The 22,847-nt window shown below is 66.3% G+C and carries 22 protein-coding genes; 14 read left to right on the top strand and 8 right to left on the bottom strand.

Annotated elements, in window-relative coordinates:
• Positions 1-192 precede the first annotated feature (192 nt).
• From ACSGDB_RS13140 to ACSGDB_RS13130, 3 genes are all read left to right on the top strand, one after another.
• Positions 193-1,038, top strand: coding sequence for a class II glutamine amidotransferase (locus tag ACSGDB_RS13140; RefSeq protein WP_434995277.1), 846 nt, complete (start codon positions 193-195; stop codon positions 1,036-1,038).
• Between the two features lie 143 nt (positions 1,039-1,181).
• Entirely contained in the window at positions 1,182-1,658 is a 477-nt protein-coding gene (locus ACSGDB_RS13135) for a DUF6325 family protein (protein ID WP_434995276.1), read from the top strand.
• 1 nt (position 1,659) lies between these two features.
• Entirely contained in the window at positions 1,660-1,806 is a 147-nt protein-coding gene (locus ACSGDB_RS13130; protein ID WP_434995275.1) for a hypothetical protein, read from the top strand.
• Between the two features lie 262 nt (positions 1,807-2,068).
• Here the strand turns inward: ACSGDB_RS13130 and ACSGDB_RS13125 are convergent, their stop codons facing one another.
• The gene (locus tag ACSGDB_RS13125) at positions 2,069-2,416 is read right to left on the bottom strand and encodes a histone-like nucleoid-structuring protein Lsr2 (RefSeq protein WP_434995273.1); all 348 of its coding nucleotides are present in this window, start codon (positions 2,414-2,416) and stop codon (positions 2,069-2,071) included.
• A 310-nt stretch (positions 2,417-2,726) separates the two neighbouring features.
• On the opposite strand from ACSGDB_RS13125, the gene ACSGDB_RS13120 reads away from it, so the two are divergent.
• Positions 2,727-3,998, top strand: a complete 1,272-nt coding sequence (locus tag ACSGDB_RS13120) for a glycerophosphodiester phosphodiesterase family protein (RefSeq protein WP_434995271.1) — start codon at positions 2,727-2,729, stop codon at positions 3,996-3,998.
• Positions 3,999-4,167: 169 nt separating this feature from the next.
• Here the strand turns inward: ACSGDB_RS13120 and ACSGDB_RS13115 are convergent, their stop codons facing one another.
• The 5 genes from ACSGDB_RS13115 to ACSGDB_RS13095 form a co-directional block, all read right to left on the bottom strand.
• Positions 4,168-5,013: an SGNH/GDSL hydrolase family protein gene (locus tag ACSGDB_RS13115; protein ID WP_434995269.1), complete on the bottom strand. Its 846-nt coding sequence runs from the start codon at positions 5,011-5,013 to the stop codon at positions 4,168-4,170.
• The gene (locus ACSGDB_RS13110; RefSeq protein ID WP_434995267.1) at positions 5,003-6,358 is read right to left on the bottom strand and encodes a UDP-glucose dehydrogenase family protein; all 1,356 of its coding nucleotides are present in this window, start codon (positions 6,356-6,358) and stop codon (positions 5,003-5,005) included. The genes ACSGDB_RS13115 and ACSGDB_RS13110 overlap by 11 nt, the downstream gene beginning before the upstream one ends.
• A 15-nt stretch (positions 6,359-6,373) precedes the next feature.
• On the bottom strand, positions 6,374-7,504 hold the full coding sequence (locus ACSGDB_RS13105) for a glycosyltransferase family 4 protein (RefSeq protein WP_434995265.1): 1,131 nt from the start codon (positions 7,502-7,504) through the stop codon (positions 6,374-6,376).
• A gap of 266 nt (positions 7,505-7,770) precedes the next feature.
• Positions 7,771-8,772 carry an NAD-dependent epimerase/dehydratase family protein gene (locus ACSGDB_RS13100; protein ID WP_434995263.1) on the bottom strand — a complete coding sequence of 334 codons (1,002 nt, stop codon included), beginning with the start codon at positions 8,770-8,772 and terminating at the stop codon, positions 7,771-7,773.
• A gap of 126 nt (positions 8,773-8,898) precedes the next feature.
• Entirely contained in the window at positions 8,899-9,915 is a 1,017-nt protein-coding gene (locus ACSGDB_RS13095) for a LacI family DNA-binding transcriptional regulator (protein ID WP_434995261.1), read from the bottom strand.
• A gap of 121 nt (positions 9,916-10,036) precedes the next feature.
• Here ACSGDB_RS13095 and ACSGDB_RS13090 point away from each other — a divergent pair, with 121 nt between their 5' ends.
• Genes ACSGDB_RS13090 through ACSGDB_RS13055 form a run of 8 tightly spaced genes read left to right on the top strand, consistent with a single transcriptional unit; the run spans position 10,037 to position 20,262 of the window.
• Entirely contained in the window at positions 10,037-11,335 is a 1,299-nt protein-coding gene (locus ACSGDB_RS13090) for an ABC transporter substrate-binding protein (protein ID WP_434995259.1), read from the top strand.
• Positions 11,336-11,344: 9 nt separating this feature from the next.
• A complete protein-coding gene (locus tag ACSGDB_RS13085; RefSeq protein WP_434995258.1) occupies positions 11,345-12,370 on the top strand; it encodes a carbohydrate ABC transporter permease in 1,026 nt (341 codons plus the stop codon).
• Positions 12,370-13,242, top strand: a complete 873-nt coding sequence (locus ACSGDB_RS13080) for a carbohydrate ABC transporter permease (RefSeq protein WP_434995257.1) — start codon at positions 12,370-12,372, stop codon at positions 13,240-13,242. The genes ACSGDB_RS13085 and ACSGDB_RS13080 overlap by 1 nt, the downstream gene beginning before the upstream one ends.
• A 9-nt stretch (positions 13,243-13,251) precedes the next feature.
• Positions 13,252-15,624 (top strand): beta-glucosidase, encoded by a 2,373-nt coding sequence (locus ACSGDB_RS13075; protein WP_434995256.1) that lies wholly within the window; start codon positions 13,252-13,254, stop codon positions 15,622-15,624.
• On the top strand, positions 15,621-16,877 hold the full coding sequence (locus ACSGDB_RS13070) for an endo-1,4-beta-xylanase (protein WP_434995255.1): 1,257 nt from the start codon (positions 15,621-15,623) through the stop codon (positions 16,875-16,877). The genes ACSGDB_RS13075 and ACSGDB_RS13070 overlap by 4 nt, the downstream gene beginning before the upstream one ends.
• A 45-nt stretch (positions 16,878-16,922) precedes the next feature.
• Complete coding sequence (locus ACSGDB_RS13065; protein WP_434995254.1) at positions 16,923-18,452, top strand: alpha-N-arabinofuranosidase; 1,530 nt, start codon at positions 16,923-16,925, stop codon at positions 18,450-18,452.
• Entirely contained in the window at positions 18,449-19,144 is a 696-nt protein-coding gene (locus ACSGDB_RS13060; RefSeq protein WP_434995253.1) for a ThuA domain-containing protein, read from the top strand. The genes ACSGDB_RS13065 and ACSGDB_RS13060 overlap by 4 nt, the downstream gene beginning before the upstream one ends.
• Entirely contained in the window at positions 19,129-20,262 is a 1,134-nt protein-coding gene (locus ACSGDB_RS13055; protein ID WP_434995252.1) for a Gfo/Idh/MocA family protein, read from the top strand. The genes ACSGDB_RS13060 and ACSGDB_RS13055 overlap by 16 nt, the downstream gene beginning before the upstream one ends.
• A gap of 125 nt (positions 20,263-20,387) precedes the next feature.
• Here ACSGDB_RS13055 and ACSGDB_RS13050 read toward each other — a convergent pair whose 3' ends face one another.
• Positions 20,388-21,221: an alpha/beta fold hydrolase gene (locus tag ACSGDB_RS13050; RefSeq protein WP_434995980.1), complete on the bottom strand. Its 834-nt coding sequence runs from the start codon at positions 21,219-21,221 to the stop codon at positions 20,388-20,390.
• A gap of 96 nt (positions 21,222-21,317) precedes the next feature.
• Here ACSGDB_RS13050 and ACSGDB_RS13045 point away from each other — a divergent pair, with 96 nt between their 5' ends.
• Positions 21,318-21,896 (top strand): TetR/AcrR family transcriptional regulator, encoded by a 579-nt coding sequence (locus ACSGDB_RS13045; protein ID WP_434995251.1) that lies wholly within the window; start codon positions 21,318-21,320, stop codon positions 21,894-21,896.
• 53 nt (positions 21,897-21,949) lie between these two features.
• Here the strand turns inward: ACSGDB_RS13045 and ACSGDB_RS13040 are convergent, their stop codons facing one another.
• Positions 21,950-22,360 (bottom strand): RidA family protein, encoded by a 411-nt coding sequence (locus ACSGDB_RS13040; RefSeq protein WP_434995250.1) that lies wholly within the window; start codon positions 22,358-22,360, stop codon positions 21,950-21,952.
• Between the two features lie 81 nt (positions 22,361-22,441).
• On the opposite strand from ACSGDB_RS13040, the gene ACSGDB_RS13035 reads away from it, so the two are divergent.
• Positions 22,442-22,840 (top strand): winged helix-turn-helix transcriptional regulator, encoded by a 399-nt coding sequence (locus ACSGDB_RS13035; RefSeq protein WP_434995249.1) that lies wholly within the window; start codon positions 22,442-22,444, stop codon positions 22,838-22,840.
• Positions 22,841-22,847 lie beyond the last annotated feature (7 nt).

Here is a 22,847-nt window from a genome sequence, read left to right as displayed (position 1 = left end):
CTGCGGGTCCTGCAACGGGACGACCGCCCCTCCGCCCGCTGGTCGAGGTCACCCCGCGGGGGTGACGCGCCGCGCGGGGGCCGGCTCTGAGGATAGGGACGGACGTCTCCAGCATGACCGGGACGGTGGAGGCGGACCGGTGAACCGGCTCCGGCCCGGTCGGCACTTCCCGCCCGACCCGAAGGAGACGACATGTGTCGTTGGCTAGCGTATTCAGGTTCCCCCGTGCGCCTGGAGGACCTCCTCTACAAACCCACGAACTCCCTCGTCATGCAGAGCAAACGCTCCCGCATGGGAGCCGAGACCACCAACGGGGACGGGTTCGGCGTCGGCTGGTACGGTAACGGGCCCATTCCCGGCGTCTTCCACAGCACGGAACCCGCCTGGCACGATCGCAACCTGCGTGAACTCGCCGGGCATGCCGTGGCGGGCCGGATCTTCGCCCATATCCGCGCCACGACCGGCACCGCCGTGCAGCAGACGAACTGCCACCCGTTCCGCCACGGCCGGTGGCTCTGGATGCACAACGGGGTGCTCACGGACTTCCCGAAGGTGAAGCGCGACCTGGCCATGGCCGTCGAGCCCAGCCTCTATCCCGAGATCGAGGGGTCCACGGACTCGGAGCTGTTCTTCCATCTCGCGCTCAGCTTCGGCCTGGAACGGGACCCGCGGGCCGCCGTCGCGCAGGCGGTGGGGCTGATCGAGGACACTGGTCGACGCCACGGCATCGACTACCCCATCCAGATGACCGTCGCCACCACCGACGGCGACACCACCTGGGCGTTCCGCTACTCCAGCGAAGGCAACTCGCGATCGCTCTTCCACAGCAGCGACATCGCGACGCTCCGCCATCAGTACCCGGACCACCCCCTGCTCCACGAACTCTCGGACGATACGCGCCTGGTGGTCTCCGAGCCCCTGGGGGACCTCCGCGGCGCGTGGCGCGAAGTACCGGACGCCACGTGCGTCGTCGTGCACGGGGGCGAGCAGGAGATGTATCCGTTCACGCCGGAGCTCCCGGTCGCCGCGACCGTCTGAGGCGCCCCGGGCGTCCGGCCGCCGGTCGCAGGCACGCGGCGGTCACCCCGGGTGGGTGACGCGTCGCCTGCGGCCCGCGCACAGGATGAGACTGCGGCGGTCCGTCGGACCGCCCATGACACTGAGAAACGGAGGTCGCCAGCATGGCTGAGACGTTGGATGAACTAGGGCCGGTGGACTGGCTCGTCGTGGAGTTCCCCGGCCCCGACTTCGGCAAGGGCCAGATAGCCCCGATCCTGGACGACCTGGTGAACCGTGACCTCATCAGGATCCTCGACATGACCTTCCTCCGGAAGAACGCGGACGGTGCGCTCGAGACGGCGGAGATCTCCGACCTCGACGAGTCCGAACTCGGCGCGGTGCGCATGGCCGAGTCCGACCTCGCGATGGTGCTCTCCGAGCAGGACGTCATGGACCTGGCCGAGACGATCGAGCCCGGCCACTCCGCCGCAGTGCTCGTCTGGGAGAACCAGTGGGCGGCACCGTTCGGTTCGGCCGTCCGCAAGGCCGGTGGACAGCTGGTGGCCAGCGGTCGGATCCCGACCCAGGCCGTCATCGCCGCCTTCCAGGCCGACGAGGCCGACGCGCAGTCAGCCGAAGACCTGAAGGAAGGAGCCTGACATGCCACTCGCAGCTCGACGCAGGCGCAGGACCGCCGCCGCCGTCGGTGGGGCCATCGTCGTCGCCCACGGAATCAACCGTCGCGGGGACCGCCGGGAGGATCGGAGGGACGACCGCAGGGACCGGCGCGAGGACCGCCGCGACTGACACCGCGGCCGTCATCACTCGTAGTACCCCGCGGATGCCCTGTGCGGTGCACACGACCCTTCCGGGTCAGGCGCACCGTACGGGGCGTCCGCTTGCCCACGTCTGTGGGAGCGTCCGCCCGGCAGGACCCGATGGACACGGGGGCACGCCGTATGGATCCCCGACGTCTTCGCCCGGCGGGGCAGTCCCGCCGCCTGGACCGAAGGCCTCCTGCTGGCCGCTGACCGTCATCCCCCGGCCCTGACCCCGGTGGGGGAAGACTTCAGTGTGCCGCGTGATAAGCGTCGACGATGGACTGGGAGATTCGGCCGCGTGCGCTGGTGGAATGTCCGTTGTCCTGCGCCCACTGGCGGATCCGCTGCGTTTCTTCGCGCTTGGACCTACTCGAGGTCGGCCCTGCTGATGCGGTGGCTTTGCCGCCCTGTGCGCGGCGGCCCGTGGCTTTACGGGCTTTTTCCGCGTATTCGGTGAGGGTGGCACGAAGTGTCCGGGCATTCTCGGTAGTCAGGTCGATCTCGTACTCGGTGCCGTCGACGCCGAATCGGACGGTTTCCTGGGCGGCTTCTCCGGTGAGGTCATCGACGAGTTCGACCTGTACGCGCTGTGCCATTATCTGGTGACTCCTGAAATTGTTGACAGTGAATTACTGAATCCCCGGTGGTCGATTCTATCGCAGGACGAATATGTCCTGCACGTGCGCGCATTACTCGAATACCACTAACCCATTACCTGTGGCCCTCGGCGAGTTGATTATCAGCCGATGCGTGTCACCCGGCCGGGACACCTCGGGAGTTGTTACTCGAGGTAACGGTGACTTTCACTGGTCGTTCATCCTCCATTGGGGGGCGGGTCGGTCAGGGACGCTTGGCTCGAGGTGAGCGGTCATCGCTTGCGTGTCCTCGACCTGAAGGGATCCACCCATGCCTCGTCTTGCCAGTTCCGCCCGTCCAAGCCGTTCGACTACTGCAGCTGCCGCCGTCGCGGTCGGGCTCTCGTTCCTCGCTGTTCCCGCTTACGCCGTCCCGGTGGGTGTGGTCACCGAGGCGGTAGAGGAGCCCGACCCCGCCCGTGATGGCAAGCACCAGGCTGGTCCGGTCCTGGTGGGGCACCGGGGCGCGGCGGGGACGGCGCCGGAGAACACGGTGGCGGCGTTCAAGGATGGCCGGGCCTCGGGTGCTGACTTCTTCGAGATCGACGTGCAGCTCAGCGCCGACGGTGTCCCGTTCCTCTTCCACGACAACACCCCGGCTCGTACGACGAATGTCGAGGAGGTCTTCCCCGGCCGCGCGGGTGACCCGATCACGTCCTTCACGTGGGCCGAGCTCCAGCAACTCGACGTCGGTTCGTACTTCGACGGCCGCTTCATCGGTGAGAAGATCCCGCATCTCGACGATGCCGCAAGGGTGGCCACCCGCACCACGGGCGTGTACATCGAGATCAAATCGCCGGTGAACTCGCCCGGCATCGAAGCACTGGTGGCCGAGGAGCTGAGTACCGATGCCGCGTGGCGGAAGCTGGTCGACGCGGACAAGGTGCAGGTGCTCGGCTTCGACGAGTCCTCCAACCGCAGGTTCGCCGCGCTCGCACCGGACGTGGAGTTGCAGCAGCTCACCGGTGGGATCCCGGGGTCCGAGGTGCTGGCCGAGTGGGCCACCTTCGCGGACTCGGTCGGGGCGAACTATCGTGGCCTCACTGCCGCCGATGTCGCGCGGGTCCAGGACGCGGGCCTGGTGATGGGCGTCTACACCGTGAACTCGCCGGAAGCCGTGCAGTCTGTCGTGGATCTCGGCGTCGACGTCGTGACCACCGACTTCCCGATCCAGAACAACCGCTACCTGCGCGGGATCCCGGTCTTCCCGGGGGCGGCCGTGGAGATCAGCGGGGCCGTGAACAACCCGGCGGGCGATGACGTCCTGCCCGACGCCGGTGAGTACGTGAGCCTGCGTAACGTCTCCGCTTCCGCGGTGGACGTCAGCGGATACTTCCTCCGGGATGCTGCGAACAACATCCTGCGCGTGGGCAAGGGCTACGTCCTGCAGCCCGGTGGTGAGCTGCGCGTCCACACCGGTCCGGGCACGAACACACCGACTGCCTACTTCAACGCGATGCCCGCCTCGGTGCTGAACAACACCGGGGACTCGCTGGGGCTGTGGACGCCGGAGCTGCGTCTGGTGGACGTCTACGCTAACTGACGACCCGCACCAGCGGACTCGGCGGGTCCCGGTCGAAGCCACTTGAGCCTCCGACCGGGATCCGCCGAGGCCCTGGGCGGGAACCCCACCCGACCCGCCAGGCCAGTGCAAGTACTTGTTCCAGGCTGGTATTCGTCGTGTGCGGCGGACGATCGCCCTGTCGGAGATGTCACTTCCCGGGTGCGTCGTGGACGGCGCGGGATTTCACCAGTCGGCGGAGGCCACCCTTGGGGGGAACCAGGACCGGCGCGGGCCAGCGGGGCTGCAGGGTGTCGCCAAGCGTCACGCCACGGATCTTCCGGTGGACGAGGGGTATCACCCAGTCATTGACCCAGCGGCGCTGTGCCCGTTCCCACTGCAGCAGGGTCTGCGATGGTGGTGGCTGCCAGTCGAGCAGGTTCATGGAGTGTCCGACGCCCAGGATGTCCAGGACCCGGGATGCAAGGTACTTGTGGCCGGCCTTCGACATGTGGAGGCGATCCGGCGCCCACATGCGCGGATCGCGGTACGCCTCGAAACTCCAATAGTCGACGAGGACGGCGTCGTACTGATCCGCGATGCGGCGGACGCCGTCGTTGTACAGATGATTCCGTCGTCGGAAGACCCGTAGAGCCGGGGTGACGTCGACGTCGTACCCGGTGAAGAGGAGCAGCGTCGCTCCGGTTCCCGAGAGGGTTGCGACCAGTTCCTCGTACTGCTGGAGCACGTCGGTGATGCTGGTTCCCGGGTCGAGGACGTCGTTGCCACCGGCGTAGAGGGTGATGAGGGTGGGGTTCATGGCCAGAGCCGGTTCGAGTTGCTCTGCCATGATCTGCCGCAGGCGCTTGCTGCGGATCGCCAGGTTCGCGTATTCCCAGCCGGGCCGGTCCTTGGCCAGCTTGTCCGCGACCCGGTCGGCCCAGCCGCGGACCCCGTTGGGAAGAAGCCTGTGGGGGTCCCCGACGCCCTCGGTGAATGAGTCGCCGAGGGCCACGTACCGGCCGGCCGGCCGGATCGCGCTCGGATCAGACCGCAACGTTCGCTCTGACGGTACCCGCCGTGGTGATGCTGCCGGCGTGGCGGCCGATGCCCCGGTAGTCCCACCCGGCGGAGCGCCAGGCGTTGGACGGGAGGGCATTGCGTCCGTCCAGGATTGCTCTGCGGGAGACCACTGCCGCGGTATCGCTGGGATCGAGTGCACGATACTGCGGCCAGTCCGTGAGCAGGATCGTGAGTTCGGCCCCGCGCAGTGCCTGCACAGTGTCTGCCTCGAAGTGCAGCTGCGGGTAGTTCAGGCATGCGGTGGGAAGGGCCTGCGGATCGGTGATGGTCACCGCGGCGCCGGACCGGGCCAGCTGGAGCGCGATGTCGATGGACGGTGAGTCCCGGACGTCGTCCGTGTGCGGTTTGAACGCGGCGCCGAGAACCGTGATCCGGCGTGCCGACAGGGCCCCTCCGCACATGTGCCTGGCCAGGTCGTGGATCCGCCGCCGCGCCTCGGTGTTCATGTCATCCACCAGGCCCAGCAGTGCCGCGAGGGAGTGGGCGTCGGCGTCATGGGCCTGGGCGCGAAGTGACCGGATGTCCTTGGGCAGGCAGCCGCCACCGAACCCCGCACCCGCGTTCAGGTATTTCCCACCGATGCGGGGATCAAGGCCGATCGCCCCGGCCAGCGCCGAGACGTCAGCACCGACTCCGTCGCAGATCTCGGCGATCCCGTTCATGTAGGAGACCTTCAGCGCCAGGAAGGCGTTCGCCGCCGACTTGGCCAGCTCCGCCGTCGTGAAACCGGTGACGAGGCGGGCAACGCCTGCCGCCAGCAGCGGCGCGTACACCTCGTCCAGGACTCCGGCCGTACGGGCTCCGGCGGCGCCCTCCGCGACCCCGTAGATGAGCCGGTCCGGGTGCAGGGAATCGTCGACGGCGGTGCCCTGACGGAGGAATTCGGGGTTCCAGGCCAGATCGGCGCCGGTCCCGGCAAGCAGTCGCCGGAGCGTTGCACTCGTGCCCGCGGGGACGGTCGATTTGCCGGCCACGACCGAGCCCTCGCGGAGGTGCGGGGCCAACGCTTCGACGGCGGAGAAGACGTGGGTGAGGTCGGCGTGATGAGTGGTCTTCTGCTGCGGCGTGCCGACGCACAGGAAGTGGACATCGCAGTCGGCGACCTCGGCGACGTCCGAGGTGAACCGAAGGGTACCGGCCCGCCGACCGGCGTCGAGCAGCGGGGTGAGGCCGGGTTCGAAGAACGGTACGCCACCGCAGGAGAGCTGGTGGATCCTGTCCCGGTCGGTGTCGACGGCGGTGACGTCGTGGCCCAGTGCGGACAGGGCTTCTGCGTGGACGGTTCCGAGATAGCCGCAGCCGATCACAGATATTCTCATGGGGTTTCTCCTAGGTCACAGGCGGAGCAGGGCATGGTCGGAGATGGTCTCCTCGTAGTGCTGGATGAGCGCTTCGCAGAGCACGGGCCAGGTCCGTCCCTGGACGCTCGCCAGGGCAGCCGCCGAGAACGCGGCGCGTTTCGCGTCGTCGCCCACGAGGTCGATCACCTGGTGGCGCAGCTGCGCGAGGTTCCCCGGGTCGTACAGCCAGCCGGTGCGGGACGGGTCCACCAGATCGACGGGTCCACCCCGCCCCGTGGCCACGACGGGAACACCGGAGGCCATGGCCTCCTGGATGGTCTGGCAGAAGGTCTCCAGCTCGCCGGGGTGGATGAACAGATCCAGGCTGGCGACCGCGGTGGCAAGGTCCTCCCCACCGAGGAACCCCGTGAAGTGTGCAGTGGGGAGGGCGGACTCGAGATCCGGGCGGAGGGGGCCGTCACCGATGATCACCAGGCGGGTGTTCTCGATGCCCTCCAGGGCGCGCAGGTCATCGACCTGCTTCTCGGCGGCAAGCCGGCCCACGTACCCGAGCAGCTTCTCGCCGTGTGGTGCGGTGCCCGCCCGGAAGGACCGGCTCCGCTTGCCAGGATGGAACCGGGAGGTGTCCACGCCGCGCCGCCACACATGGATGTGCGGGATGCCGTGTGCCTGAAGCTGTCGTACCGCGGATGTCGAGGGCGCCAGGGTGCGGGTCGCACCGCAGTGGATGTTCTCCACCCTCTGCCATGCCCAACTCTCCAGCAGGGGCAGCCCGTAGCGCGCTGTGTACCCGGGGATGTCCGTCTGGTAGACCGCGACCACCGGGATGCCGAGGCTCGTGGCCGCGCGCAGGGCACGCCAGCCCAACTCGAACGGGGAGGCGAGATGAACGATGTCCGGTGCGAAGTCGGCCAGGATCCGCCGAACCTTGCCGACACCCCCCACGGCGACGCGCACGCTGCTGTAGCCCGCCAGGGGAACGGACGGCAACCGCACGACGCGGACCGTGTGATGCACACCGGATTCATCACCGGCCGCGCTCGCGGGTGCGATCACCAGCACCTGGTCCCCACGGCTACTGAAATGGTCGAGCATTCTCTGGATCGAGTGGGTGACCCCGTTCACGGTCGGCAGGAAGGTCTCGGCGACAATCACAATCCTCACGCGAATCACCCTCCCACCCGCGGTTGATCACACGGTGTCGGGCAGGCATCCGGCCACGGACCCGTCGATGAACGGCAGAACACGGTGAGCCCGGTGTGCACTGCACACCGGGCTCGCATCCCACCGCCGCTGCGGGGGACGAACTCTGTCTGTTCTCTTGTCTTGCCTGGCCGACATCACCGACGTAGAAGCGGTCATGCGCTGAAACACGGGCCTCGTGGGGTCGGTCTCATGCACACGAAACTGCTGGGAGCGCGGCCGGGGTGTCAGAGAGGACGCGGGGCGTATGCGTCGGCGAGCCGGTCCATGAGGGCGTCCATGGGTGCATTCACTGTTCGGCGTGCCGGGTCCGCGTCATGCCAGGCGATCATTTCGCGCGCGCCCTGACTGAAGGGAATGCTGGCGGTGAATCCGGGAACGAGTGAGCGGATTTTCGTATTGTCGAAAATCATCGTATGGGACTTGTCGCCCAACAGGCCTGCGCCCCACTCGGGGTCGGCTTCGGCGATTGATTCTGACGCGACATGGATCAGGGCGGGGTCCGGGACGCCGGCAGCTGCCGCGACCAGGGTATAGATCTGGTTCCACGAGGGTGTCTCCTGGCCGGTGATGTGCACCGCTTCACCGATCGCGGAGGTATTCCCCAGCAAACCTGTGAAACCTCGTGCGAAATCACGGCTGTGGGTGATCGTCCACAACGAGGTTCCGTCTCCGGGCACGATGACGGGTCGCCCGGCGCGCATGCGTTCGACAACTGTCCATCCCCCGTCGAACGGGATCAGCGTCTCGTCGTAGGTATGGGAGGGGCGGACGATCGTGATGGGAAATCCCTCCTCGCGGTAGGCCGCAGTAAGGAGGTCCTCGCAGGCGATCTTGTCACGCGAACACTCCCAGAAGGGATTCTTCAACGGGGTGGATTCCAGTACGGGCATATGTGTAGGCGGTGTCTGATATGCCGAAGCGGAACTGATGAAGACGTATTGTCCGGTGCGTCCGGCGAATATTTCGATGTCCTGCTTCACCTGCTCCGGAGTGAAATTGACCCAGCTGACGACGCAGTCGAAGTTGTGACCGGTGATGGCGTCGAGGACGGCCTGCTTGTCCCGGGAATCTGCGACGAAGGTGGTGACGCCCTCGGGCGCCGGACGCAGGTCGCTGATCCCGCGGTTGAGCAGATAGACGTCCATGCCTGCTTCTACCGCCTGTTTCGTGCAGGAGGCGCTGATGATTCCGCTACCGCCGATGAAGAGTACTTTCAAGCCCTGCATGGTTTTCTCCTGGTGGTTCGTTCGACCCCGCCCGCTGTGATCTCGCCAACCATACGCCGCGGAAAGAGCGGAACGGGGATGACCAGGGCGCGGTCGCGACTCCAGCTGTCATCCGCCGGTGCCCCATCAGTCCGCAGCCGGCGCGGCGGTACTGTCGCGGACGACGAGCCGCGTTGCGAGGTCCATCCGGGGGATGGTCTTGAGGGTGCTCTCACTCATGCGGATCACGAGCCGCGCCGCTTCCTCCCCCATCGCCGTGAGCGGCTGATGCACGGTTGTCAGCGCAGGGCTGGACCACTGAGCGAGCTGCAGATCGTCGTAGCCGACGATGGACAGATCCACGGGCACCCGGAGCCCGAGGGTTCTGGCGGCCTCGATGACACCGAGTGCCTGGAGATCGCTTCCCGCGAAGATCGCTGTGGGACGGTCGGGCAGCGTCAGGAGTTCGAGAGCGATGCTGCGGCCACCGTCGACCCGGAAGTTGCCGAACCGCACGAAGCGTTCGTCGATCTCGATACCGGCCGTGTTCATGGCGGACCGGTATCCGTCGACGCGGGCGAAGGAGCACATCATGTCGTCGCGACCGGTGATCGCTGCAATCCGTGTGTGTCCCAGTTCGATGAGATGGCGAGTGGCGACGAGGCCTCCGGACCAGTTCGCCGACCCGATCGCCGGGACGTCCGGGGCCGGATCGCCGGCCGGGTCGATGATCACGAACGGAATGGCACGGGATTGAAGGGTTGCCTTTGCTTCGGCCGCGAGATCGGCGAAGACGAGCACCACCCCGACCGGGCGTCGGCGGAGAACCCCGGTGATCCAGGCCGAGGACGGGGAATGGCGGTCACCCGACTCGGTGAGTACGACGCTCAAATCGTTGGCACGGGCGACATTTTCGACGCCCCGGATGATCTCCATGGCCCAGGCTGTCTCGAGTTCAGGGAACACGAGCTCGATCAAGGAGTCCCTGTTGGGCAGGCCAGGGCGTCGTTGGTACCCGTGCTTGTTGAGGAGCTCTTCGACCCTCGTCCGCGTCTGCGCGGACACGTCCGACCGTCCGTTGAGGACCTTGGAGACCGTGGAGAGCGAGACCCCGGCCTCATCGGCCAATTCGTTGAGTTTGACCTTGCGACTCGAGTCGATCATGAGGATCCAATCCTTATTCATCACGGGAAACACTTGCGTCTCACCGGGGCGCCACTGTTACGCTCACCACACACTATGCGTCTTCGGCGAAAATGTCGAAACTTTCGAGAGGTGTTCAACGATGAACAAGCACAGCATGAAGAAGCTGCTGACCGTTGGGGCGGCGACGGCAATCGCCCTCGGCGGTCTGTCGGCGTGTGGCTCCGACGGTGGAGCAGCAGAAGGCGGCGACGTCACCATGACGTTCTGGCACAACTCGACGACGGGCGCCGGCAAGGCGCACTGGGAGGACACGGTCGCAGCGTTCGAGGAGGCGAACCCCGGCGTCACGATCGACATCCAGTCCATCCAGAACGAGGAGATGGACGGGAAGCTCCAGACGGCGCTGAACTCCGGCGATGCACCCGACATCTTCATGGCGCGCGGTGGCGGCAAGCTTGCGGATGTCGTTGCGGCCGGACAGGCCATGGACATCACGGATTCCATCGACGACGCCACCAGGGCCGCTGTGCCCGAAAGTGTGTTGGACGCCTTCGCGGTCGACGGCAAGATCTACGGAATGCCGACCGCCTTGCTGCCCGGCGGCATCTACTACAGCGAAGACCTCTTCGCCGAAGCGGGCGTCGAGGGAACACCGACGACCCTCGACGAGCTCGGTTCTGCCGTTGACAAGCTCAAGGGTGCAGGGATCGACCCCATCGCCGTCGGCGCGAAGGATGCCTGGCCTGCAGCGCACTGGTACTACTTCTTCGCGGTTCGCGCCTGCTCGCAGGACGTTCTCAACACGGCCGCCGAAACCATGGAGTTCGACGACCCGTGCTGGCTGGAGGCCGGCAACAACCTGCAGGAATTCGTCGACACGGAGCCGTTCAACAACGGATTCCTCACCACCTCGGCGCAGCAGGGTGCGGGTAGCTCGGCTGGACTCCTCGCCAACAAGAAGGCAGCCATGGAGCTGATGGGGGCATGGAATCCCGGTGTCATCGCTTCGCTGACTCCTGACGAGAAGCCTCTGGCAGACCTGGGCTGGTTCCCGTTCCCCGAGGTCGACGGTGGCGAGGGTGAGCCCGGCGCCATGATGGGCGGCGTCGACGGATTCACGTGCTCCGCTCAGGCCCCGAAAGAAGAGTGCACCGCGTTCCTGAACTTCTTCATGCAGCAGGAGCACCAGGAAGGCTACGCGGAAGCGTTCCAGACGATCCCCGCCAACCAGGACGCCCAGGCGGCTGTGACCGACCCGGCCCTCCAGTCGATCCTCGAAGCGTACAACGACGCACCGTACGTGACGGTGTGGCTCGACACCCTGTTCGGACAGAACGTCGGAAACGCGCTGAACAAGGGTGCCGTCGACCTGTTCGCCGGTCAGGGCACGGCTGAGGACATCGTCTCCGCTCTGAACGACGCAGCGGCCAAGGGTTAGCAGCAGATCATGATTGAACCTGCAGGGGGTGCTCCGTTGTTGACGGACCAGCAGCCGCCGCGGGGCACGGTTACGGCAGGGGATGGCGCTCGCGCGGCGTCCCCTGCCGCGCCGCGGCCCAGACGGCGTCCGACGGACTGGCGCAAGCGCCTCGAAATCACCCTTCTCGCCGGGCCGGCGATCGTCGTCTTCGTCAGCTTCGTGATCTTCCCGGTCGTCCTCGCCGGCTACTACGGTTTCTTCCGATGGAAGGGCTTCGGGCCGGCTACCGACTTCGTCGGTTTCGAGAACTACATGATCATCTTCCAGGACAGCGCATTCCACGATGTGCTGCGCCACAACGGGTTCATCCTGGTGCTCTCCCTGGTCCTCCAGGGACCCATTGCGATCGTCCTCGCGCTCCTGCTCAACCAGAAGATCCGTGGCCGCTCGCTGATCCGCGTGCTCATCTTCGTCCCGTACATCATCTCCGAGGTCATCGTCGGGATCGGCTGGGGTCTCATGCTGCAGACGTCCGGTTCCGTCAATGGGCTGCTCGAGAACATCGGGTTGGGAGCTTTCCAGAGAGACTGGCTCTCTGATCCGAGTATCGCCATCTGGTCCCTGATGGTGATCATCTCGTGGAAGTACATCGGCTTCGCCGTCATCCTCTTCCTCGCCGGCCTGCAGAGCATCCCGGACGAATTGTTCGAGGCGGCCGCGATCGACGGCGCCAGCTACTGGCAGATCCAGCGCACCATCACGCTGCCGCTCCTCGGGCCGACCGTGCGGATCTGGGCGTTCCTGTCGATCATCGGCTCGCTGCAGTTGTTCGACCTGGTCTTCATCATCTGGGGCCAGTACGTGGCTTCGACTGCCGGGACCTCGACCATGGCGACCTACATGGTCGCCAACGGGCGCACATCGGGCAACTTCGGCTACGGCAGTGCTGTCGCCGTCGTCATGTTCCTGATCTCCCTCGTCATCGCATTGATCTACCAGCGGTTCGTTCTTTCACGCGACACGGCCGGTGCCCTCACAGAAGGAAAGAAGTGATGACTGTTCTCGAAGCTCCCGCGCGCCTGCACAAGAAGCGTCCACCGAGTGACCGCCAGCAGTGGGGCAGCCCGGCGACCTACTTCATCGCCTTCGTCTTCATCGCACTCTGCCTCGGACCCGTCATCTACATCATCCTCGGCGGGTTCCGCGACAACTCGCAGATCACCAATTCGCCCGCGGGATTCCCGGACCCGTGGAACTTCGACAATTACGCCGAGGTGCTCGCGAGTCGCACCTTCTGGCAGCAGGTCGGCAACTCGGCGATTGCCGGGATCGCCACGACCATCGGTGTGGTGATGCTCGGCCTGATGGCGAGCTTCATCCTCGCGCGATACAGGTTCGCCGGTCGCGGAGCGATGTATTCACTCTTCGCCGCCGGGCTCATGTTCCCGATGACCGTGGCGATCACGCCGCTCTACATCCTCGTCAGGGACCTGGGCCTGATGAACAGCCTGGCCGGCGTGATTCTCCCGCAGATCGCCTTCGGCCTGCCGGTGACGATCATCATCCTGGTGCCGTTCCTCAAGGCCATCCCCGACGAAATCGAAGAGGCGGCGTCGATCGACGGCACCAGCCGGCTGGGCTTCTTCTTCCGGATGGTCGTTCCCCTGTCGCTGCCGGGCGTGGTGACGACGGGCATCCTTGCCTTCGTGGCGAGCTGGAACAGCTATCTACTGCCGCTGTTCATTCTCGGTGACCAGGCGACGTACACCCTGCCGCTCGGCGTCCAGGCGTTCGCTTCGCAGTATTCGGTGGACACGGCGAAGGTACTCGCCTTCACCTCACTGTCCATGATTCCGGCACTGATATTTTTCACGCTGTTCGAGCGTCGCATCGTCGGCGGACTCACCGGCGCCGTCAAAGGTTAGGACTTCCCCTTGAGCACCACGATATCCACGACGACCACGCCGGCATGGCACGACGTGACCGCATCCGCTTCCGACCGCGTCGAGGCACTCCTCACCGAGCTCACGCTCGAGGAGAAGATCGCCCAGCTGTTCGGCGTCTGGGTCGGCGCGTCCAATGAGGGCGGGGACGTTGCGCCGCATCAGAACGACATGGACGACGTCGTCGACCTCGATGCGCTCCTGCCGAACGGGCTCGGCCAGTTGACTCGGCCGTTCGGATCGGCTCCGGTCGACCCGGCGCTGGGGGCGCTGTCCCTCCTCCGCAGCCAGCGCCGGATCGCGGCATCCAACCGGTTCGGCATCCCGGCTGTTGCACATGAAGAGTGCCTTGCCGGCTTCGCCACCTGGGGGGCGACCGCCTATCCGGTGCCCCTCGCCTGGGGGGCCTCGTTCAATCCCGGACTCATCGAGCGGATGTCACACCGCATCGGGTCCGACATGCGCTCGGTCGGCATCCACCAGGGCCTTGCCCCGGTGCTCGACGTGGTGCGGGATGCGCGCTGGGGTCGCGTGGAAGAGACCATCGGTGAGGACCCGTATCTGATCGGCACGATCGGAACGGCGTACGTCCGTGGCCTCGAGTCCGCAGGGATCGTCGCGACTCTCAAGCACTTCGTCGGATACTCGGCGTCGAAAGCCGGCCGGAACCTCGCGCCGGTCTCGGTCGGTCCGCGTGAACTCGCTGACGTGCTGCTCGTCCCCTTCGAAATGGTCATGCGGGACGGCAAGCCGCGTTCGGTCATGCACTCCTACACCGACATCGACGGCGTGCCATCCGCGGCTGACGAGTCGCTGCTCACAGGAGTCCTGCGCGACACCTGGGGTTTCGACGGCACCGTCGTGGCCGACTACTTCGGGATCGCCTTCCTGAAACTGCTCCACGGCGTCGCGGATTCGTGGGGGGAGGCCGCTGCTCTCGCGCTCACCGCGGGCGTGGACGTCGAACTGCCGACGGTGAAGACCTTCGGTGCGCCGCTGGCTGAGGCGGTCCGGTCGGGCGACCTGCCCGAGGCGGTCATCGATCGCGCCCTCCGGCGTGTGCTGCGCCAGAAGGTCGAACTCGGACTGCTCGATCCCGACTGGGATGCCACGCCCGAAGCGCTGCGCAACGTCGACGTTGACGACGCGGAAGGCATCCGCGGCACCGTCGACCTGGACAACGCCGGTAATCGGGCGGTCGCCCGCGAGATCGCCGAACAGTCCATCGTGCTTGTGAGCAACGATGGGACCCTCCCGCTCGCCGCCCCACGCCGGATTGCCGTCGTCGGGCCGACGACCGACGACCCCTTCGCCGTCCTCGGCTGCTACTCGTTCCCCGCGCACGTCGGCGTGCAGCATCCCGACACACCCCTCGGCATCGAACTGCCCACCCTGCTCGAGAGCCTCCGCATCGAGTTTCCCGAAGCCGACATCGAATACGTGCCGGGCACGACGATCGACGGAGGGGAAACCGCCGGCATCTCCGCAGCGGTGGATGCTGCAACGCGGGCGGACGTCGTCATCGTCGCCCTCGGCGACCGGGCCGGGCTTTTCGGCCGCGGCACCAGTGGTGAGGGCTGCGACGTCGAGTCGCTCCGTCTGCCCGGTGCCCAACAGGACCTTCTCGACGCCGTCCTGGCAACATCGACCCCTGCGGTCGTCACTCTGCTCGCGGGACGACCGTACGCGCTGGGATCCGCTGTCACGGGCGCCGGCGCGATCGTGCAAGCGTTCTTCGCAGGAGAAGAGGGAACCGCCGCGCTCTCCGGCGTCCTCTCCGGACGTATCAATCCGAGCGGACGCCTGCCCGTCAGTATCCCCGCCTCAGAGGGGACGCAGCCGTCCACCTACCTGGCTGCTCCCCTGGCGCGATCCAACGGAGTGTCGAGCATCGACCCGACCTCGGCCTTCGCCTTCGGGCACGGGATCGGGTACACGACCTTCGAATGGAGCGCAGGCCAGCACGGGCCGGGTACGGTCGGGGTCGACGGCACGGCGACCCTCGGCCTCCGTCTCCGCAACACCGGGGACCGTTCTGGGACGGAGATCGTCCAGGTCTACGTCCACGATCCGGTCGCGTCAGTGGTGCGCCCGGTGCAGCGTCTGGTCGGTTTTCAGCGCGTCGACCTGGAGCCGGGCGAATCCGTCGAGCTCTCGATACACGTTCCCGCAGATGTCACCGGCTTCACCGGCCGACACGGTGAGCGGATCGTCGAACCGGGAGAGGTCGTCCTCGGACTCGGAGCGTCGAGCACCAACATGCGGATCACGCACTCGGTGCAGCTCTCCGGTGACGCCCGCGTCGTGGGCTTCGACCGGGCTTTCCACCCGAGTTTCAGCGAGATCGCACGGAACGCCTCATGAGTGTCGATCACCGCCGGGTGACCGCGCAGGTCACCGTGCTGGACGCCGTCGGCAACCCTGTGCGCAACGCGGATGTCACTGTCGAACAGCAGCGTCATGACTTCGCTTTCGGCAACATCGGTTTCGACTTCATGCCGCTCGCCAACGGGGAGACCGCGCAGGATGCCGCGGCGGAACCTGTCTTCGGCGGGGCAGGGCTCGCCGGCCTGCCGGAGCTGGAGACGATGTGGCTCGGCCTCTTCAACACCGCGACCCTTCCGTTCTACTGGCGGGGATTCGAGCCGACCCGTGGCAAGCCCGACACCCGAAGGCTTCTCCGGACCGCCTCGTGGTTCGCCGAGCACGGAGTGACGCTGAAGGGGCATCCGCTCACCTGGCACACGCTCGCGCCCGAGTGGCTCACCGGTCTACCGGTAGCGGAGATCGAGCGACTGCAACGCGAGAGGATCCGCCGCGAGGTGACCGACTTCTCCGGGGTCATCGACACGTGGGACGCCATCAACGAGGTGGTCATCATGCCCGTGTTCACTGCGGAGGAGAACGGCATCACCCGGCTTGCGCAGAGCATCGGTCGCGTGCCCATCATTCAGCTCGCGTTCGAGGAAGCCCGCGCCGCGAACCCTTCGGCGACGCTCGTCCTGAACGACTTCGACCTGTCGAGCGACTACGAAGCTCTGATCGAGTGCGTGCTCGACGCGGGGATCGCTGTGGACGCGATCGGCCTGCAGACGCACATGCATCAGGGGTACTGGGGAGAAGAGACCATGCTCGCGATGGTCGACCGATTCGCCCGCTTCGGGCTGCCCCTCCATCTGACCGAGACGACTCTGCTGTCGGGGCACCTCATGCCGCCGGAGGTCGTCGACCTCAACGACTATCAGATCCCATCCTGGCCATCGACGCCCGAGGGCGAGGCCAGGCAAGCGGACGAGATCGTCCGTCACTATCGCTCACTCGTGGGCCACCCGGCCGTGCAGGCCATCACATACTGGGGGTTCACCGACGACGGAGCGTGGCTCGGCGCGCCGGGCGGGCTTGTCCGCGCCGACGGCACGCCGAAACCCTCGTTCGACGCACTGCGGTCGCTGGTCAAGGGCGAATGGTGGCTGCCGCGAACGTCGATGCGCACGGATGATGACGCACGCTTGTCGATCACGGGATTCTTCGGTGACTACGTGGTCACGCGCGACGGTCAGAGTGCGCCGTTCTCGCTCTCGCGGGAGCGTGAAACGGACACCGTCCGAATCCGCTGACTCCGGCGTGATCGCGCCACACCTAACTATGGACAGGATCATGTTGTGACCGATGCCCGTATTGTCATCGAGCGTTCGGCGGTCGTCGCACCCCTGAATCGCAGGATCTTCGGTTCGTTCGTGGAGCACCTCGGCCGGTGTGTGTACGGCGGGATCTACGAGCCGGATCATGCGACCGCCAACGAGGACGGGTTCCGGCTCGACGTGGTCGAGTTGGTCAAAGAGCTCGGCTCGACGACGATCCGCTACCCGGGCGGCAACTTCGTCTCCGGCTACCGGTGGGAAGACGGCGTGGGCCCACGCGATCAACGCCCGGTACGCCGTGACCTCGCCTGGCATGCCCTGGAATCGAACCAGGTGGGCATCGACGAGTTTGCCCGCTGGTGCAAACTCACCGGATCCGAGTTGATGATGGCCGTGAACCTCGGGACCCGCGGGATCGACAGTGCCCTCGACCTCCTGGAATACGCCAACCACCCATCAGGAACGGCACTGAGCGACCAACGGGTCGCCAACGGTGCTGTGGAGCCCTACGACATCCGCATGTGGTGTCTCGGGAACGAGATGGACGGACCCTGGCAGACCGGCTACATGAGCGCCGACGCCTACGGTCAGATCGCTGCCCGCACTGCACAGGCCATGAAAGCGGCGGACAAGACCCTGGAACTCGTAGCCTGTGGATCCTCCGGCTCCTCGATGCCCACCTTCGGCGACTGGGAGCGCATCGTGCTCGAACACGCCTATGAACACGTGGACTACATCTCCTGCCACGCGTACTACCAGGAGCGCGGCGGCGACCTCGATTCCTACCTCGCCTCGTCCTTGGACATGGAGTACTTCATCCAGGCCGTTGTCGCCGCCGCCGATCACGTCAAACACAAGCTGCGCAGCGACAAGACCATCAACCTGTCCTTCGACGAGTGGAACATCTGGTACCTCGACGAGCACCAGGCTTCCGGCGAAGTCGACGACCAGTGGACTTATGCGCCCCGCCAACTCGAGGACGTCTACTCCGTCGCCGATGCCGTAGTGCTCGGCAACCTCCTGATCACCCTGCTCAAGAACCACGACCGAGTCGCGTCTGCGTCCCTGGCGCAACTCGTCAACGTCATCGCGCCGATCAGAACCGAACCGGGTGGTGCTGCATGGCGCCAGAGCACCTTCTTCCCGTTCTCGGTCACATCACGCCTGGCCCGAGGTGAAATCCTCCGCCCAACCATCGAGGTGGACACCTACGAGACCTCCGTCTACGGCCGCGCGCCCCTCGTCGACGCCGTGGCGACAATGGATGTAGGGGCCGGCTCGTCGGCGGTGTTCCTCGTGAACCGCAGCCGGACCGAATCGATCGAAGTCTCGATCGACGTCACCGATCTCGACGCCACCACGATCACCGAGGCGCTCACCCTGCACGATGACGACGTCTATGCGAAGAACACGTTCGAGGACCAGAACCGGATCGGCCTCAAACCACTCGACGACATCTCGCTCGACGAAGGGACGCTCACGGTGACACTGCCGCCCGTGTCATGGTCAGCCATCAGCCTCGATCAACCGACCACGGAAGAAGCACCATGAGCAGCAAGGAAGCCCTCGTCGTCCGGGGCGGATGGGACGGGCACCAGCCCGTCGAAGCCACGGACCGATTCATCCCGTTCCTCCGGGAGCACGGCTTCACCGTGCGGATCGAGGGGTCCCCGAAGATCTACGCCGACGCGGACTACTTGCAGACCGTGGACCTGATCCTCCAGTGCAACACCATGAGCACCATCGAGAAGGACGAGTTCGCGGGACTCCGGGCGGCGGTCGAAGCGGGGACGGGACTGGCCGGCTGGCACGGCGGGATCGCCGACTCCTATCGCAACGAGTCGGACTACCTCCACCTGATCGGCGGGCAGTTCGCCTGCCACCCCGGCAAGCACCCGGACGAGCGGATCGGCGAGCAGTCCGACAACTACGTGCCGTACCGCGTCACCATGCTCCCGGTCGCCGCGGAACACCCCATCACCCAGGGAATCGGGGACTTCGACCTCGTGACGGAGCAGTACTGGGTCCTCGCCGACGACTACATCGACGTGCTCGCGACAACGACCCAGGCGGTCCGCGAGTGGGACCCCTGGCACCGTCCCGTGACATCCCCCGCCATCTGGACCCGCCAGTGGGGCAAGGGCCGTATCTTCGTCTCGACCCCGGGCCACCGCGTCGAGATCCTCGACGACCCGAACGTCCGCACCATCATCGAAAGGGGTTTGCTGTGGGCGAGCCGCTGAACGTCGGAATCATCGGCTGCGGAGCGATCGTAGCCCAATACCTGAAGACCCTGCCGGCCCTGCCGTCGGTGAACCTCCGGGCCGTCGCCGACCTGGATTTCGGCCGCGCCGAGGCCGTCGCGGCGTCCCAGGACGGTGTGCGCGCGCTGACCGTGGACGAACTGCTGGCCGACCCCGGAATCGACACCGTCCTGAATCTCACGATCCCCGCGGCGCATGCGGAGGTCGCCACCCGTGCGATCGCCGCCGGCAAGAACGTCTACGGGGAAAAACCCCTGGCGGCGAACACGGACGAAGCCAGAGAAGTCCTCGCGGCCGCCGCGGAGGCCGGGGTCCGCGTGGGATGCGCACCGGACACCGTCCTCGGCACGGGCATCCAGACCGCCCGCCATGCCATCGACAACGGATTGATCGGGCGACCGATCTCCGCGACCGCCACCATGGTCACCCCCGGCCACGAGCGGTGGCACCCCGATCCGGACTTCTACTACGTCCCCGGAGGCGGGCCCCTGTTGGATATGGGCCCCTACTACGTCACGGCGCTGGTCACGCTCCTGGGCCCGGTCACCTCCGTGATCGGCGTCGCGAGCCACACCCGCTCGGAGCGGACCATTGGCAGCGGCCCGCGGGAGGGCCAGACCGTACCCGTCTCCATCGACACGCACGTCACCGGCGTCCTCGCCCACGCATCAGGAGCCCTCTCCACCCTCGTGATGAGCTTCGACGCCGTGCAGTCGCGATCCTCCAACATCGAGATCCACGGCGAGCAGGCCAGTATGACGGTCCCCGACCCGAACTACTTCGACGGGGAGGTGTCCGTGTGCAGTCTCGGAACCAGGGCGAATGACAAGGAGATCGGGTGGGACATCCTTCCCATCAGCGCCGGTTACCTCGACGCGGGTAGGGGCTACGGACTCGCCGACATGGCACTGACGCCGCCCGGTGAACGGCACCGAGCCAGCGGGGAACTCGCCTACCACGTCCTCGACATCATGGAGTCTCTCCTGAAGGCGGCGGCCGAGGGCGCCTCGGTGCCGGTCCTGAGCACCGCGGAACGGCCCCCGGCGGTCCCCCTGGTCTCGCTGACGGAGCCGGTGCCCGCCAGGGCGGACGCCTAGTCACCGCTCGGTGGGTTGGTCGGTGCCTGTGTCCTCGTCCTCCCGTACGCGCGGGTTCTCCGATCCGGTCACGTCGCCGAGAGGGGCGCCGAGGTCTGAGTCGACGCCCCTCGTGGCTTCCGGGTCTACTTGGCGAGGAAACGAAGCAGGATCTCGTTGATCTCGGCGCCGTGGGTCCAGAGCATGCCGTGCGGGGCGTCCTCGATCTCGACGTACTCGGCCGAGGGCAGGCGCTTGGTGAACTCGCGGCCGGTGGAGTCGATCGGGAGGATGCGGTCGTCGGTGCCGTGCACGATCAGGGCAGGGACGGTGACCTTCTCGACGTCGTGCCGGAAATCGGTCAGCCAGGAATCGACGACGGCGAACGACGCGTACCAGGAGGCTCCCGTGGCGACGTTCCAGGCGTTGCGCAGTGCTTCCTCGCTGAGGCGGTTGCCGAGGAAGTTGTCCGTGTTGAAGAAGTCGTTGTAGAAGTTCGTGAACCAGGCGTACCGGTCCTCGATGGCGGCGCTCCGGATGCCGTCGAACACCGAGGCGGGGACGCCGGTCGGGTTGTCGTCGGTCTGCAGCAGGAACGGCTCGAGGGAGGCGAGGAACACGGCCTTCGCCACGCGGGCCTCCCCGTAGGTGCCGATGTAGCGGCCCACTTCGCCGGTTCCCATGGAGAAGCCGACGAGCACGGCGTCACTGAGGTCGAGGGTCTCGAGGACCGTGTTCAGATCCGCTGCGAAGGTGTCGTAGTCGTAGCCCGTCGTCGGCTTGCTCGACTGTCCGAAGCCACGGCGATCGTAGGTGATGACGCGGTAACCGGCGGTGAGGAGCGCCGCGGTCTGCTTTTCCCACGAGCCGCCGTCGAGGGGATAACCGTGGATGAGGACGACGGGCTGTCCCGTGCCGTGGTCCTCGTAGTAGAGCTCGATGTCCGTGCTGTTCTCGGTGCCGACCTTGATGAAGCCCATGTGCGTGGTCCTTGTCTCGAGCGGGGAGAACGTTCGTTCTCCCTCGGTGATCACATCGTATAGAACGATCGTTCTCCTTACAAGTAGAATGGGCCCATGAGTATTTCCGAGGTCCGTACCCGCATCGTCGCCACCGCTGACGAGCTCTACAACGCCAAGGGGATCCAGGCGGTCGGCATGGATGAGTTGCGCACTGCTGCCGGCGTCTCGCTCAAGAAGCTCTACCAGGAGTTCCCGTCGAAGAGCAGCATCGTCATGGCGGTGTTGGAGCGTCGGCACCGGTCGTGGACGGAGGGCCTGGCCGCGGAGGTCCGTGCAGCGGACAGTCCGCGGGCGCGGCTTCTGACGGTCTTCGACTTCCTGGCACGGTGGTTCGGTGAGGACTCGTTCCGCGGCTGCGGCTTCATCAACAGCTTCGCCGAGCTCGGCGCCGTGAGCCCGGAGGTCGCCGAGTACGCACGGAAGCACAAGGAGTCCTTCCAGCACTACGTCGGGGATCTGGCCGAGGCGGCGGGGGCGCCGCCATACCTGGCACCGCAGCTGTCCATCCTCGCCGAGGGCGCGCAGACGACGGCGGCGATCGCCGGTTCCCCGGAGGCGGCAGGTCAGGCGCGCTGTGCCGCGGAGGTGCTCATCGACGCCGCGCTGCGGGAAAGGGCAGGGCGTGTGGCCTGAGGGGGGTCGGGCCCCTCGTGCACAGCAGAGCCGAACGTCACGATCCGGTGGTGTCACTCGAGGACGGCAGTGGCCTCTACCTCGACGAGCACGTCGGGTTCGAAGAGGTGGTCGACGCCGATGAGTGATGCGGGGGGCATCGGGAGGGGTAGGCCGACTTCGTCCGCTACTGCACTGACGCCTGACATGAACGCCTCGATCTTGTCGGGACTCCAGTCGGTCACGTAGAAAGTGAGACGAACGACGTCGTCGAATCCCGCCCCGGCGCTCATCAGGCCCCGGTGGGTGTTGCGAAGGGCGTGGGAGACCTGGCCGGCCAGATCGCCAGGGGCCACTGGAGTCCCGTCGGCTGTCCGGGCGGTCTGGCCGGCGATGTGCACGTGACGGGTGCCGGTGGCGATGGCGACGTGGTGATAGGGGACGGGCTGCATGAGCGTCGCGGGGGAGGAAAGGTGGATGGTCATCGGTAGCTCCTGGGTGCGAATGGCTGGTATCCAAGAGATACTCGATGGGTGGAAGTGCCTTCAACGAAACCAGGTCTCGTGATGGATACCAGCAGCTCAGCGTCGGAGCGGTTCGAGACCGACGCTCCGCACCGAGACCTCCTTGATCAAGTGCTCGACAAGTGGTCTCTTCTGGTCCTCAACGAGCTGTGTGAGCGGCCGTTGCGCTTCAGCGAACTGAGGCGCATCATTCCGGCGGTGACGCAGAAGTCGCTCACTGCGACGCTGAGGCGACTCGAGCGCAATGGCATCATCGAACGCGTTGTCCTCGGCACCCGCCCCGTGATGGTGGAGTACAGGATCACCCCGCTGGGCAAGACCCTGCGGCCCCCGGTCGAGGCAATCCTTGAGTGGGCTGCCCGGCAGATGCCACTGATCGAGCAGGCCCGTCGCCGCTTCGACGATGAACTCGACGGCCCGGACGGCGGAACGTCACGCTGAGGAGCGA

This window comes from Arthrobacter sp. Ld5 (genome assembly GCF_051172775.1).
Taxonomy (GTDB): domain Bacteria; phylum Actinomycetota; class Actinomycetes; order Actinomycetales; family Micrococcaceae; genus Arthrobacter_D.
Note: the sequence above shows the minus strand (reverse complement) of the source record. Positions and strands in the feature narration are given on the sequence as shown.